13 protein-coding genes, 4 tRNA genes and 1 pseudogene are annotated in these 12,175 nt (G+C 75.7%); 5 read left to right on the top strand and 13 right to left on the bottom strand.

Going from position 1 to position 12,175, the window contains the following annotated elements:
- A pseudogene (locus tag KVS67_RS08530) lies at positions 1-102 on the top strand (IS5/IS1182 family transposase); the annotation flags it as partial.
- Here the strand turns inward: KVS67_RS08530 and KVS67_RS08525 are convergent.
- From KVS67_RS08525 to KVS67_RS08470, 12 genes are all read right to left on the bottom strand, one after another.
- Positions 88-372, bottom strand: a complete 285-nt coding sequence (locus KVS67_RS08525; protein WP_080696003.1) for a hypothetical protein — start codon at positions 370-372, stop codon at positions 88-90. The pseudogene KVS67_RS08530 and the gene KVS67_RS08525 overlap by 15 nt on opposite strands.
- Positions 369-500: a hypothetical protein gene (locus KVS67_RS14290; RefSeq protein WP_020624531.1), complete on the bottom strand. Its 132-nt coding sequence runs from the start codon at positions 498-500 to the stop codon at positions 369-371. Before KVS67_RS14290 ends, KVS67_RS08525 begins: the two co-directional genes overlap by 4 nt.
- 418 nt (positions 501-918) lie before the next feature.
- Entirely contained in the window at positions 919-1,401 is a 483-nt protein-coding gene (ribH, locus tag KVS67_RS08515) for a 6,7-dimethyl-8-ribityllumazine synthase (RefSeq protein ID WP_217565248.1), read from the bottom strand.
- Positions 1,398-2,711 (bottom strand): 3,4-dihydroxy-2-butanone-4-phosphate synthase, encoded by a 1,314-nt coding sequence (gene ribB, locus KVS67_RS08510; RefSeq protein WP_217565247.1) that lies wholly within the window; start codon positions 2,709-2,711, stop codon positions 1,398-1,400. The genes ribH and ribB overlap by 4 nt, the downstream gene beginning before the upstream one ends.
- On the bottom strand, positions 2,708-3,364 hold the full coding sequence (locus KVS67_RS08505; RefSeq protein ID WP_135101353.1) for a riboflavin synthase: 657 nt from the start codon (positions 3,362-3,364) through the stop codon (positions 2,708-2,710). Before KVS67_RS08505 ends, ribB begins: the two co-directional genes overlap by 4 nt.
- Positions 3,365-4,501, bottom strand: coding sequence for a bifunctional diaminohydroxyphosphoribosylaminopyrimidine deaminase/5-amino-6-(5-phosphoribosylamino)uracil reductase RibD (gene ribD, locus KVS67_RS08500; protein WP_217565246.1), 1,137 nt, complete (start codon positions 4,499-4,501; stop codon positions 3,365-3,367).
- A complete protein-coding gene (gene pnuC / locus KVS67_RS08495) occupies positions 4,498-5,202 on the bottom strand; it encodes a nicotinamide riboside transporter PnuC (RefSeq protein ID WP_004167571.1) in 705 nt (234 codons plus the stop codon). The genes ribD and pnuC overlap by 4 nt, the downstream gene beginning before the upstream one ends.
- A gap of 321 nt (positions 5,203-5,523) precedes the next feature.
- Positions 5,524-6,195, bottom strand: coding sequence for a ribulose-phosphate 3-epimerase (gene rpe / locus KVS67_RS08490; RefSeq protein ID WP_217565245.1), 672 nt, complete (start codon positions 6,193-6,195; stop codon positions 5,524-5,526).
- A 16-nt stretch (positions 6,196-6,211) separates the two neighbouring features.
- The gene (locus tag KVS67_RS08485) at positions 6,212-7,843 is read right to left on the bottom strand and encodes an RsmB/NOP family class I SAM-dependent RNA methyltransferase (RefSeq protein WP_217565244.1); all 1,632 of its coding nucleotides are present in this window, start codon (positions 7,841-7,843) and stop codon (positions 6,212-6,214) included.
- The gene (locus tag KVS67_RS08480) at positions 7,840-8,922 is read right to left on the bottom strand and encodes a methionyl-tRNA formyltransferase (protein WP_230278126.1); all 1,083 of its coding nucleotides are present in this window, start codon (positions 8,920-8,922) and stop codon (positions 7,840-7,842) included. Before KVS67_RS08480 ends, KVS67_RS08485 begins: the two co-directional genes overlap by 4 nt.
- A gap of 14 nt (positions 8,923-8,936) precedes the next feature.
- Entirely contained in the window at positions 8,937-9,521 is a 585-nt protein-coding gene (gene def, locus KVS67_RS08475) for a peptide deformylase (protein WP_217565243.1), read from the bottom strand.
- Complete coding sequence (locus KVS67_RS08470; RefSeq protein ID WP_061873217.1) at positions 9,518-10,504, bottom strand: cytochrome; 987 nt, start codon at positions 10,502-10,504, stop codon at positions 9,518-9,520. The genes def and KVS67_RS08470 overlap by 4 nt, the downstream gene beginning before the upstream one ends.
- A 158-nt stretch (positions 10,505-10,662) precedes the next feature.
- On the opposite strand from KVS67_RS08470, the gene KVS67_RS08465 reads away from it, so the two are divergent.
- The 4 genes from KVS67_RS08465 to KVS67_RS08450 all read left to right on the top strand — a co-directional run bounded on the left by KVS67_RS08465 (position 10,663) and on the right by KVS67_RS08450 (position 11,057).
- A tRNA-Gly gene (locus tag KVS67_RS08465) sits at positions 10,663-10,736 on the top strand.
- An 18-nt stretch (positions 10,737-10,754) separates the two neighbouring features.
- Positions 10,755-10,825: transfer RNA gene (locus KVS67_RS08460), tRNA-Cys, on the top strand.
- A 58-nt stretch (positions 10,826-10,883) separates the two neighbouring features.
- Positions 10,884-10,955: transfer RNA gene (locus KVS67_RS08455), tRNA-Val, on the top strand.
- A gap of 28 nt (positions 10,956-10,983) precedes the next feature.
- A tRNA-Gly gene (locus KVS67_RS08450) sits at positions 10,984-11,057 on the top strand.
- A 99-nt stretch (positions 11,058-11,156) separates the two neighbouring features.
- Here KVS67_RS08450 and KVS67_RS08445 read toward each other — a convergent pair.
- On the bottom strand, positions 11,157-12,047 hold the full coding sequence (locus KVS67_RS08445; RefSeq protein ID WP_049147987.1) for a siderophore-interacting protein: 891 nt from the start codon (positions 12,045-12,047) through the stop codon (positions 11,157-11,159).
- Between the last annotated feature and the right edge of the window lie 128 nt (positions 12,048-12,175).

Genomic DNA, 12,175 nt, shown 5'->3' with positions numbered 1-12,175 from the left:
GGCCTGGCGACCCGGTATGACAAGTACGCGATCATCTACAGGGCCGCTGTGGTCCTGAATGCTGTGATCGCATGGTCCAAACGATTGTCAGACATGCCCTAGGGCTTCGATGACCGCGGCCTGGCTGGGCGTTGCCGGGTTCGTGGCGGCCTCTCGACGCACCGCGTCGCGGATCGCTTCGGGCACTCGCACGTTCAGGGCCACGGTCGGCGCCCCACGCCGCGCCAGGGGCGCATACCCACCGGCCGGGTCCGAGGTCGTTGCCGGTTCTGCGGGGATCACCGCTCCGGGAGCCGGGGTCTGGGGGGCCGGGGTGGGCTTGCGTCGCTGTGCTCGCAGACTCAGGTCGGGCTCAAGCTGCTTCTCGTTCATGCGGTGATCCTTTCGAAGATGAGGCCGGCCAGGTCGGCGTAGGCGGAGGCGACGGGTTCGCGCTTCTCATAGTGGCCCAGCCAGTCGCAGGCCAGACGTGCACCGGGGACGATGGAGCGGGCCGGCACCAGGGGGGTGAGCAGCAGCCCGGTCTCGCGCAGCTCCCAGCAGGGCCATGGACTGTTTGAACGCGGCCACGCTGCGGCAGGCTCCGTGCACCCCGACGCAGTCGTCCGAGGCGGGGCGGGCCGCATAGATCACCCGTCTGCGGCGGTGAACGCGTTGGGGGTCAACGGCCCGCCCTGACGGTCGGGGCAGTGGACGACGAGCTGTGGATGCCGCGAGCGAGACGAAGGGCGGGGGCTTCGCGTCTCCGCCTCTATCGTCGGGTCCCCGCGCCCTCCGGCCGACCCCATCCATGACGGCGCGGGGCTGCCGGCGTTCCGGACGGGCCCGGTTGACCGGCCTGCGATCACCCCACCGGCCCCGGGGACAGGGTCCACGTCGAGAGCAGCCGACCCAGCAGGCAGCCCCGCCCGGCCACCCTCAGTCCCGTGGCGTGACCGAGCGCAGCGCGAGCTCGGTGAGGACGGCCGCCTCGAGGGCCTCGCGTCCCTTGTCCTCTCGGGATCCGGGCAGGCCCGCCCGGTCGCGGGCCTGCTGGTCGGTGTCCACGGTGAGCACGCCGAAGCCCACGGGAACGCCGGTGCGCACCGAGACCTCCGTCACGCCCTGGGTCACGGACTGGCACACGTAGTCGAAGTGCGGGGTGTCCCCGCGCACCACGACGCCGAGGACCACGACGACGTCGAAGCGCTCCGCCAGCCGCGCCGCAGCGACGGTGAGCTCGACGGTGCCGGGCACGCGCACGAGCACGGGCTCCAGGCCCAGGTCGGCCGCGGCGGCCTGCGCCCCGGCGATCAGCCCGTCCATGATCTCCGTGTGCCACTGGGCGTGGACGATCGCCACGTTCAGGCCGCTCGCAGCGGCGGGGTCGGGGGTGAAGGTCGGGGCTCCGGCGCCGCTCATGGGGTGTCCTCCTGGTGGGTGGGGTGGGTCGGGTCGGTGGTCGGGTCATCGGCCGGCGTGGCGGGGCCGCCGGTGGCCGTCGGCGGTTCGAGCACGCGGTCCGCCAGGGCGTGGGCCATGCGGTCCCGCTTGGTGCGCAGGTAGACGACGTTGTGCTCGGTGACGGGCGTGGGGGCCGGGACACGCTCGACGACGTCGATGCCGGCCGCCCGCAGCCCCGCGACCTTCGCGGGGTTGTTGGTGACCAGGCGGATGCGCCGATGGCCGGCGGCCGTGAGGACGGCGGCGGCCCCGGCCCAGTCGCGCGCCTCGGCGGGCAGACCGAGGGCGAGGTTGGCCTCGACGGTGTCCATCCCCTCCTCCTGGAGCCGGTAGGCGCGGATCTTGTTGGCCAGGCCGATGCCGCGTCCTTCGTGGCCCCGGATGTAGAGGACGGCGCCGCCCTCGGCCGCCGCGCGGGCAAGTGCGTCCTCGAGCTGGGGGCCGCAGTCGCAGCGCAGGGAGCCGAGCACGTCGCCGGTGAGGCACTCCGAGTGCACGCGGACGGTGAGGGGACGCTCCGGGTCGGTCTCCCCCGCCACGAGCAGCAGGTGCTCAGCCCCGGTCTCGGCGTCCACGTGCACGCTCACGCGGAACAGGCCGTGCCGGGTCGGCAGGGTGGCCTCGGCGGGGACGGCGGTCAGGGTCGGCGTCGTCTCCTCCAGGTGGGCCACGAGGTCCTCGATGGAGATCAGCACGAGGCCGTGCTCATCGGAGAACTCCCGCAGGGCGGGCAGGCGCATCATGGTGCCGTCGTCGTGGACGAGCTCGGCGATGGCGGCCACGGGCGCGACGCCGGCCAGGCGGCACAGCTCGACGCCGGCCTCGGTGTGGCCGCGGCGGGCCCGGACGCCGCCGGGGACGGCGCGCAGGGGGAACACGTGACCGGGCCGGGTCAGGTCACCGGGGGCGGCACCGGGGTCGGCGAGCACGCGGAGGGTGCGGGTGCGGTCGGCGGCGGAGATGCCGGTGGTGACGCCGGCGGCGGCGTCCACGCTCACGGTGTAGGCGGTCCCCTTGGGGTCCTCGTTGACGGTGGTCATGGGCGGCAGGGCCAGGCGGTCGGCCAGGCCGGCCTGCAGGGGCGCGCAGATGACGCCCGAGGTGTGGCGGACGGTGAAGGCGGTGACCTCGTCGGTGGCCAGGGCGGCCGCGTAGATCAGGTCGCCCTCGTTCTCGCGGTCGGCGTCGTCCACGACGACGACGGGCCGGCCGGCGGCGATCGCGGCGATCGCCACGGGGACGGGGTCCAGACGGATGTGCTCGCTCACGGGCGGGCCTCCTCGGTGGGTGCGGCGGGGGCGGAGGGGATGAGCGCGAGGCGCTCGGCGTACCGGGCGAGCACGTCGGTCTCGAGGTTGACGCGGTCGCCCGGCCGCAGGGCGCCCAGGGTGGTGGCCTCGAGTGTGGCCGGGATGATGCCGACCTCGAACCAGTGCGCGGCCGCGCCCGGGTCGGAGACGGCGGTGACGGTGAGGGAGACGCCCTGCAGGGCGATGGCCCCCTGCGCGGGGACGTAGCGGGCCAGGCGGGCGGGCAGGCCGATGCGCAGGGTGGTCCAGGCCCCGTGCGGGGTGACCGCGAGGACCTGGCCGGTCCCGTCCACGTGGCCCTGGACCACGTGTCCGTCCAGGTGGTCGGTGGGGCGCAGGCAGCGCTCGAGGTTGACCCGGTCCCCCGGGGCGCGGTCGCCGAGGCTGGTCATCCGCAGCGTCTGGCCCATGAGGTCGGCACGGAACACGCCGGGGCGCTCCGTGGGCTCGTCGAGGGCCGTGAGGCACACGCCGTCGACGGCGAGCGAGCCGCCGGCGGGCAGCCCGTCGAGGGCGCCGCCGGCGTCGAGGGTCAGCAGGGCGGTGTCGGCGGCCGCGTCGTGCTCGAGGGCGACGACGGTGCCGAGATGGGTGACGATGCCGGTGAACACTCAGTCCTCCTGGAAACGGGTCGGGGCGGGGGCGGTGGGCAGGCGCGGGGCCGGCACCGGGCTCAGGTGGGCCCAGACGTCGTCCCCGAAGGCACGGACGGGGCCGCCCTCCGCGGGGTCGGGGTGCCAGCGCAGTCCCTCGGACAGCGTGGCGACGTCCAGGCCGGCGACGGCGGCGCGGCCCGGGCCGAGCAGCAGGGGCGCGGTGTAGACCATGAGCTCGTCCACGAGGCCGGCGCGCAGCCAGGCGCCGAGCACGCGGGGTCCGCCCTCGATGAGCACGTGTGCCGGGCGGTCCCCGCTGCGGGGCCAGGGCCCGGGATGGGCGGCGAGCGCGGCGAGGACGGCGTGCGGGTCGTGGTCCGGCACGTGCAGCAGGACCGGGTGGGTGCGCAGGGCGGCGCCGTCGGGCACGGGCCGGTGACCCTGGACGACGGGCACGGGCTGGTGCGCGAGTTCGGCGCCGGCGGCGTCACGGGCGGTGAGGCGGGGGTCGTCGGTCAGGACGGTCCCCGTGCCGACGACGATGGCGTCGACGCGGGAGCGCACCTCGTGGGCGTGGACGCGGGAGTCCGGGCCGGTGATCCACTGGCTCGTGCCGTCGGCGGCCGCGGCGTGGCCGTCGAGGGACTGGGCGAGGTGTCCGGTCACCCATGGGCGGCCTGCGTCGCGGACCTCGCGCCAGCGGGCGGTGAGCGTGAGGGCGGCCGCCTCGCCGGTGGGGCCGGTGACGTGCACCCCGTGCGCGGCGAGGCGGGCCGCGCCGCCGCCGTCGTGGCCGGTGGGGTCCGCGACGGCGTAGCGCAGTGCGCCGATCCCCGCGTCCAGGACGGCCTGCGAGCAGGGGCCGGTGCTGCCGGTGTGGTCGCAGGGCTCGAGGGTGACGTGCAGCGTCAGGCCGGCGGGGTCGAGGGCGGCCAGGGCCGGATCCGCGGCGCGGGCGGCCCGCCAGCGGGTCAGGGCGTCGACCTCGGCGTGGGCGGTCCCCCGTCCGCGGTGGTGCCCGACGGCCAGGACGCGGCCGGCCTCGTCGGTCAGGACGGCCCCGACGAGGGGGTTGGCGCCGCGCACACCGCGCAGCGCGGCGCGGACGGCGAGGTCCATGGGGTCGGCGAACGGGGTCTCGGCGGCGCTCATCGGGCGACGTCCCCCTCGGGGCCGTCCGGCAGCAGCGTCTCCACGGCGGGCTTGTCCCGGTCTGTGGCGCGCAGCCACACGAAGAAGCCGATCAGGGTGAAGGCGCCGTAGAAGGCGTACATCACGGCCGAGGCGTAGTAGCCGGTGCTCCACAGCAGGGGCACGCCGACGACGTCCACGGCCACCCAGATCAGCCAGAACTCCACCCAGCCGCGCGCCATGCCGTAGGTCGCCAGCAGCGATCCCACGAACGTCCAGGCGTCCGCCCACACCGGCTCCCACGAACCCAGCGCGCGGAACACGGGGGTGAGGGCGACGGTGCCGACCGCCATGGCCGTCACGAGGAACACCCGCCCGCGCCAGCCGGCCCACTCCGGGGTGATGGCGGGAGCGTCCTCGGCGTGGCCCCGGCGGGCCTGACGCCAGCGCGCCCAGCCGTAGACGGAGACGGCGATGAACATGACCTGTCGGCCGGCCTGGCCGAGCAGGGTGGCGTGATCGGCCCCCGTGAACAGGGAGGCGAGGAAGACCGTCAGCAGGATGAGGTTGCCGAGGATGCCCACGGGCCAGGCCCAGACCCTGCGCGCCATGCCGCCCAGGGCGGAGGCGAGGCCGAAGACGTTGCCCAGCACCTCGCGCATGAGCAGGCCACCGCCGGCGACCGGGATGGTCCAGTTGAACGCGTCCACCAGCCAGTCCATGACCGTGACGCCACCTCCTCGGATCGGGACTCCGAGGGGTGCGCTCCGCAGCCCTCCCGCGCAGGGCGCGAAACGGCTCCGCCGCGTGCCTCTCCCATCCCGACTGTACGGTCGGCACCGGAATTCCACCGGTCAGGCCGCCCGGCACCGCCTCGGATGAGGACGGGCCGCGCGGTTAGCGGGCTGTCACCGCCGGTGCGGACTTCCACCGCATCTCGGAGCACGTTGCTGTCCAGCAGTATCGCACGCCCGGCCGGCCGCGCACGACGGACGTCGCCGGACAACGTCCGGCGCGGCGGCCAGGCGACCGCGTCGCCGGGCTCAGTGGCAGGCGCGGGCGGCGGCGGTGCGCAGGCCGACGAGCGCGGCGTCGGGGTCCTCGGCGCCGAACACCGCGGAGCCGGCCACGAACACGTCGGCCCCGGCCTCGGCCGCGCGCTCGATGGTCTCCCGGTTCACGCCGCCGTCGACCTGGAGGGCCAGCGGGGCGGGCCCGCCGTCGAGGGCGTGGCGTGCCCGGCGGATCTTCGGCAGCACGACGTCGAGGAACGCCTGCCCCCCGAAGCCGGGCTCCACGGTCATCAGCAGGAGCATGTCCAGCTCCAGGAGCATGTCCAGGTAGGGCTCGACCGCGGTCGCCGGTCGCAGCGCCATGCCGGCCTTCGCTCCGGCCGCGCGCAGCTCGCGGGCCAGTCGGACGGGCGCCGCCGAGGCCTCGGCGTGGAAGGTGACGGACTCGGCCCCCGCCTCCGCGTAGCCGGGCGCCCAGCGGTCGGCGTCCTCGATCATCAGGTGGAGGTCCAGCGGCAGGTCCGTGGCGCGTCGGATCGCCTCGACCACGGGCAGGCCGAGGGTGAGGTTCGGGACGAAGTGGTTGTCCATGACGTCCACGTGCACCGCGTCCGCGCTGGGGATGCGGGCCAGCTCGTCGGCGAGGCGGGCGAAGTCCGCGGACAGGATCGAGGGGTGCAGGCGCGGGGGGCGGGCGGTCATGGTCGGGTCCTCTCGGTCAGGCGCCGGGGGCGCGCAGCAGGGCCAGGAACATGGCGTCGGTGCCGTGCCGGTGCGGCCAGAGCTGGGCCGTGTGGGCGACCACGTCTCCCGGCTCCGGCGCGCCGGCGGGTTCGGCCTCGTCCAGGCGCAGGTCGTCGAGCGCGACGGCGTCGAGGGCGGTGCGGGCGTCGAGCAGCTCCAGCTCGGGGTGGCGGCGCACGAGGTCCTGGACCTGGACGACGGTCTCCGCGACGTGCGGGGAGCAGGTCACGTAGGCGAGCACGCCGCCGGGGGCGAGGACGGAGACCGCCGCGTCGAGCAGCTCGGCCTGCAGGCCGGTGAGCTCGGCGAGGTCGGCCGGGGTGCGGCGCCAGCGCGACTCGGGTCGGCGGCGCAGCGCACCGAGGCCGGTGCAGGGGGCGTCCACGAGGACGCGGTCGAACGCCGGGGCCGCCTCGGGGGCGTCGGCGATCGTGCGACCGTCCCCGGCCCGGACGGTCCAGGCGCCGGCGGGCACGGCGGCGAGTGCCTGCCGGACGAGGTCGGCGCGGTGCGGGGCGACCTCGTTGGCCACGAGCGTCGCCCCCCGCTCCGCGGCGAGGGCGGCCAGCAGGGCCGCCTTGCCGCCGGGGCCGGCGCTCAGGTCGAGCCAGCGCTCGGCCCGCCCCTCGGCCGCGGGGACGGGTGCCTGGGCCAGGGCGCGGGCGGTGAGCTGGGAGCCGGCGTCCTGGACGCGGAGCACGCCCTCGCGCACCCCGGGCAGGCGGCCGGCGTCGCCGCCGGAGTGCAGGGCGGAGTCCGGGGCCAGCGGCCCGGGTTCGGCGCCGTCGTCGAGGGCCGCGGCGAGCGCTTCGGCCCCGCCGGCCACGGGCAGGGCGACGAGGTTGACCACGGGCGGGGCGTTGTTCGCCTCGAGCAGGGCGGCCAGCTCGGCGTCGCGGTCGGCGATGTGGCGGGTGCCGCGGTGGGCGGCCAGGGCCTGGCGCAGCGCGCGGACGATCCACACCGGGTGCGAGGTGCGGACGGCCAGGGCGGCGTCGCCGCCGTCGGCGGGGGCGACGTCGGCCAGCCACTCTTCGAGGGGGCGTTCGGCGACCCGACGCAGCACCGCGTTCACGAACCCGGAGGCGCCGGCCCCGATCTCGGCGCGCACGAGGGAGACGGTGGCGTCGAGGGCGGCGTGGGCGGGCACGCGCATGCCCAGCACCTGGTGGGCGCCGAGCCGCAGGGCGTCGAGCACGGGTGGGTCGATCTGCTCGAGCGGGCGGTCCACGCAGCGGGTCAGGATCGCGTCGTACAGGCCGAGCCCGCGCAGGGTGCCATAGGCGAGTTCGGTGGCGAAACCGGCGTCGCGCCGGTCGAGGCGGGCCTGGCGGATGCGCGCCGGGAGGACCAGGTTCGCGTACGCGTCCTCGGCGTGGACGGAGCGGACCACCCCGAACGCGACGCGGCGGGCCGGGTCGGCGGTGCGGGAGCGCTGGGACGGCGCCTGCGCCGAGTACTTCCGTCCCGCGCCCGAGCGACCCCGGTTGCGGGTGCGCCCCTGCGCGTCGCGGCGGTCCTGGGCGTCCGGCCGGGGTGCGCGGCCGCGTTCCCCGCGGGCCCCTCGCTCGCCCCGGCCCTGTCCTGCCTGTCCTTCGCGGCTCATGCGCGTGCCTCCTCGTCCTGTGCCGCGGCGTTCCGCGCGGCCTCGCGTGCCGCCGCCCGGGCGGCGGCCTTCTGGCGGGCCTGTTCTTCGTGGTGGGCGAGCGCCTCCCCGGCCAGCAGCGCGGCCCCGGCGGCGGCGCCGCGCGCCCAGTCGGCGGCCGGCATCAGCTTCCTGCCCGCCGGCTGGACGCGGGAGAGCCGGACGGCCCCGCCGGACGTGCGCAGCCAGGCGGCCTTCGCGGCCACCAGGATCTGCCCGGGAGCCGCGGCGTCGAGTACGGAGGGCCAGCCGTCGTCGCCGGCGCGGACCGGGGCGACGCCGTCGAGCTTGAAACGGGCCGGGGCGGCGCCGTCGTCCGCGGTCAGCCAGCCCCAGGCGCCGGGCTCGGGGGTGACGCCGTTGATCCGGGCGGCCACCTCGGCCGCCGGGCGGGCGGGGTCCACCAGGCCGTCTGCGGCCGTGAGCTTCGGCGCGTGGGTGGGTTCGCCGCGCTGGGGCGTGGCCGTCGCGGTGCCGGCCGCCAGGCGGTCGAGCACGTCGATCACGAGCGGGCCGCCGCGCTCGGCGAGGTCGGTGAGCACGGTCCCGGCGGTCTCGTCGGCCGCGACGGGGCGGGTGAGTCGGGCGAAGACGGGTCCGGTGTCCAGGCCCTCTTCGAGCTGGAACACGTCGGCGGCGATCTCGGTCTCCCCGGCCATCACGGCGCGCTGAACGGGGGCGGCGCCGCGGTAGGCCGGCAGCGCGGAGAAGTGCAGGTTGAGCCAGCCGTGGCGCGGGATCTGCAGGGCCTCGGCGGGCACGAGCGCCCCGTAGGCGACGACGGCGGCCACGTCCGCCTCGAGCGCGCGGATCGCCTGGAGGGCATCGGCACCCTCGGGTCCGCGGAGTCGGTCGGCCTTGAGCACGGGCAGGCCGGCCTCCTCGGCCACGACCGCGACCGGCGACGGGGTCAGCACCCGCCGGCGCCCGACCGGGGCGTCCGGCCGGGTGAGCACGCCGACGACCTCGTGGGGCGAGTCGAGCAGGGCGCGCAGCACGGGCACGGCGGTCTCGGGCGTGCCGGCGTAGAGCACGCGCAGGGGCGTCGGGGCGGTCATCGGGCGGCTCCTGTTCCGGCGGCGGGGGCGGCGGGGGCGCCGAAGACCGAGCTGACGGCGGCCGCGCGCGCGGCCCCGATGCGACGAGCGGCGCGGTCCACCTCGCCGGCGCGCATGCGGCGGCGGGCCTCACGGCGTTCCTCGCCGTCGAGGCGGTCGACGTAGAGGATCCCGTCGAGGTGGTCGGTCTCGTGCTGGAGGCAGCGGGCGAGCAGGCCGGTCCCCCGGTGCTCCACCGGGTTCCCGTCCACGTCGGTGCCGCGGACGACGGCCTCCGCGGCGCGCGCCGGGTGGTAGCGCAGCCCGGGCACGGACAGACACCCCTCGCCCGGCTCCCGCAGCGCCTGCCCGGCGGTCTCGAGCACGGGATTGACCACGTGCCCGGCGACGCCGGCGACGTCGAACACGAAGACCCGCAGACCCACGCCCACCTGGGGCGCGGCCAGGCCCACGCCCCCGACGGCGTGCATCGTCTCGATCATGTCCGCCACGAGGGCGCGCACGTCCGCACCCGCGGGCACGGGCGACGCGGCGGTGCGCAGGACGGGGTCGGGGATGGTGCGGACGGGCAGGACGGTCACGCCGTCACCCTATCGCCGCCCTCGGCAGACGCCGGGCGCGACGACGACCCGTCGGGCGCCACGGCCGGGGCGGCGTGGGAGCCGCCGCCGAACGCCGCGGCGCGCACGGCCTGCAGACCGGTGGCCGCCGACACCGGGACCGACGGCGGAGGCGGGCCGATGACACGGAGCGCGGGGCCGGCGTCGTCCACGGCCTGCGCGTGCTTCCAGACCTGGCGCAGGGCCCAGAACTTGTGCCAGTGGCGGGGCAGCACGCCCGGGTTGGCCTGGTGCACGGCGACCTCGGTCTCCCCCAGGGCGACGCCGAGCAGCATCTCGGCCTGCCCGTGCCGCCACTCCTCCCAGGTGCCGGCCTCGGGATCCACGAGGGACTCCTCCGCCTTCAGGCCGGCGGTCAACTGCATGACCACCTTGGGGTCGAGCGCCTTGACCCGTCCGTCCCGCCCCGTGCCCTTCGTCTTGTAGTCGATCAGGCACAGCCGGCCGCCGATTCGGGCGACGAGGTCCAGCGTGCCCGCGTAGCCCACCGTGTGGTTCCAGACGGTGATTTCGGCCGCGATCGGCCGGACGTCGTAGAGGTCCCACCACTCGTCGAAGCGGTCCGCGTAGGCGCCCTCGCCGTGCTCGATCAGCCGGGCCCGGGCCTCCGCCATGGTGTGGGGGCGGCCGAGGGCGCGCTGGGCCACCTGCTCGGCGTAGTCGTGCACGCGGTCCCCGCGCTCGGCCGCGGCGTCCCGGTAGCGGGCGGCGGCGTCGGCGGACTGGCGGGCCACCTGCTTCAGGCGCGCCGCGGAGCCCACGGATTCCGCCAGGCGCGGATCCTGGGTCACGGACTGGGCCGCCATCCACCCGACCCAGCCGTCCAGGTCCGTCTTCTCCATGCCGATCACGGTGGTGATGGACGGGACCTCGGGCAGGCCCGAGAGGGAGCGCGCGTACATGCGTCCGTGGGGGGTCTGATGCGCGAGGCGTGGCTGGGTCATGGTCAGCCATTCTGGCAGGGTCCGCGGACCCCCGACGGGGTGGCCCGACACGCCTGCCGACGCCGATTTTGCATCCGGGCGGAGATGGCCTAGAGTTCTTTCTCGTTGGAAAACGCAGGTGAGCGGCTCGGACGAGCGGATCCCGGCGGCACCGACACGCGGATGTAGCTCAGTTGGCTAGAGCGCCACCTTGCCAAGGTGGAGGTCGCGAGTTCGAATCTCGTCATCCGCTCGCTCAACCTTCACCCCTGGTCGGGTGGCCGAGAGGCGAGGCAGCGGCCTGCAAAGCCGTATACGCGGGTTCGAATCCCGTCCCGACCTCGCAGGCTTCTCCGACCGGGAGTGGCGGCATGTTCACCACCTCTTCGGAGGTGGACGAGCGCGATTGGCGCAGCGGTAGCGCGCTTCCCTGACACGGAAGAGGTCACTGGTTCGAACCCAGTATCGCGCACGGAGACGATCCGTGAGGATCGACTCAGGCGGATGTAGCTCAGTTGGCTAGAGCGCCACCTTGCCAAGGTGGAGGTCGCGAGTTCGAATCTCGTCATCCGCTCCCACGCGAAGGGCCCCTCCTGGCGGAGGGGCCCTTCGTCGTTCCGGGGCGTGCGGTCGGCCTCGTGCTCGGAGCACGGACGCCGACCATCGGACGGGATCAGAGCCGCGGGCCGTCCACCCGCCAGTAGCCGCTGAACATGATCGCGCGCTTCGGTGCGATGCCGCGGCGGACGATCACCCGCCGCGCCGCCGTCGCGAGCGACTGCTCGCCGCACGCCCACACGTGGTCGCGGGGCGCGGCGGGGAGGTCCTCGAGGTGCGGCGTGAGCAGGGCGCCCGGCACGGCGTCTCCGCGGTGCAGGACCGTGAGCGTGGCGCCCTCCGGGACCTCGAGGGCGGGGACGTGGTCACGGCCGGGCACCTCCAGGACGACGTCCATCCGGCCCCCGCGCGGCGTGCGACGCTGCGCGGCAAGGGCGGCGGCGATGCTCGGGACTGCGGTCTCGTCCCCCACCACGAGGTGCGACTCCCCCGCCGCCGGCAGACGATAGGCGCCCGTCCCGGTGCGGAAGCCGGCGACGTCGCCCGGACGTGCGGTGCGCGCCCACGTGCCGGCGGGGCCCGCATGGTCGTGCACGACGACGTCGACGTCGATCTCACCGACGGAGGGCCGGTGCTCGGCGACCGTGTACCACCGCAGATCCGGCCGCACGTCCTCGGGGATCCGCCCGACCGCTCGCCGCGCATTGAGCGCCGCGGGATCGGGCATCACGAGCGCCCGCCCCGGGGGCGGGGTGAGCAGCCCGAAGTACTCGTCGCAGCCCTGCGGGGTGAACGTGCGGAACTCCTCCGCGGCGAACGTGAGACGACGCAGCCGGGGGGCGAGCAGCCACGTGGCGCGGACCGTCATGGTCCACTGCGGATACTCGTCGCGGTCAACGGGCATCGCCTGGCCGAGGGCCGCGAGCCCGCGGTAGGCCTTCATCTGCAGGGCCTCGACACGCGAGGGACGGGCGGCAGGCGGGGGGAGGACGGAGGAGCTCGTCATCCGGTCAGCATAGGTGAGCCTCACCTTTGCTGGAGTCCTCCCTTTGAATACGTCACGTCATTGTTGCGTATTTGCTTTCTTAGGTAAGGCTTCCCTACTGTGCGGGGCGTCCGTGGCGGACGCCGCCC

The sequence above is a fragment of the Micrococcus sp. GbtcB5 genome (genome assembly GCF_019091605.1).
Classification (GTDB): Bacteria; Actinomycetota; Actinomycetes; order Actinomycetales; family Micrococcaceae; genus Micrococcus; species Micrococcus luteus.
This window is presented reverse-complemented; position numbering and strand designations above follow the sequence as displayed.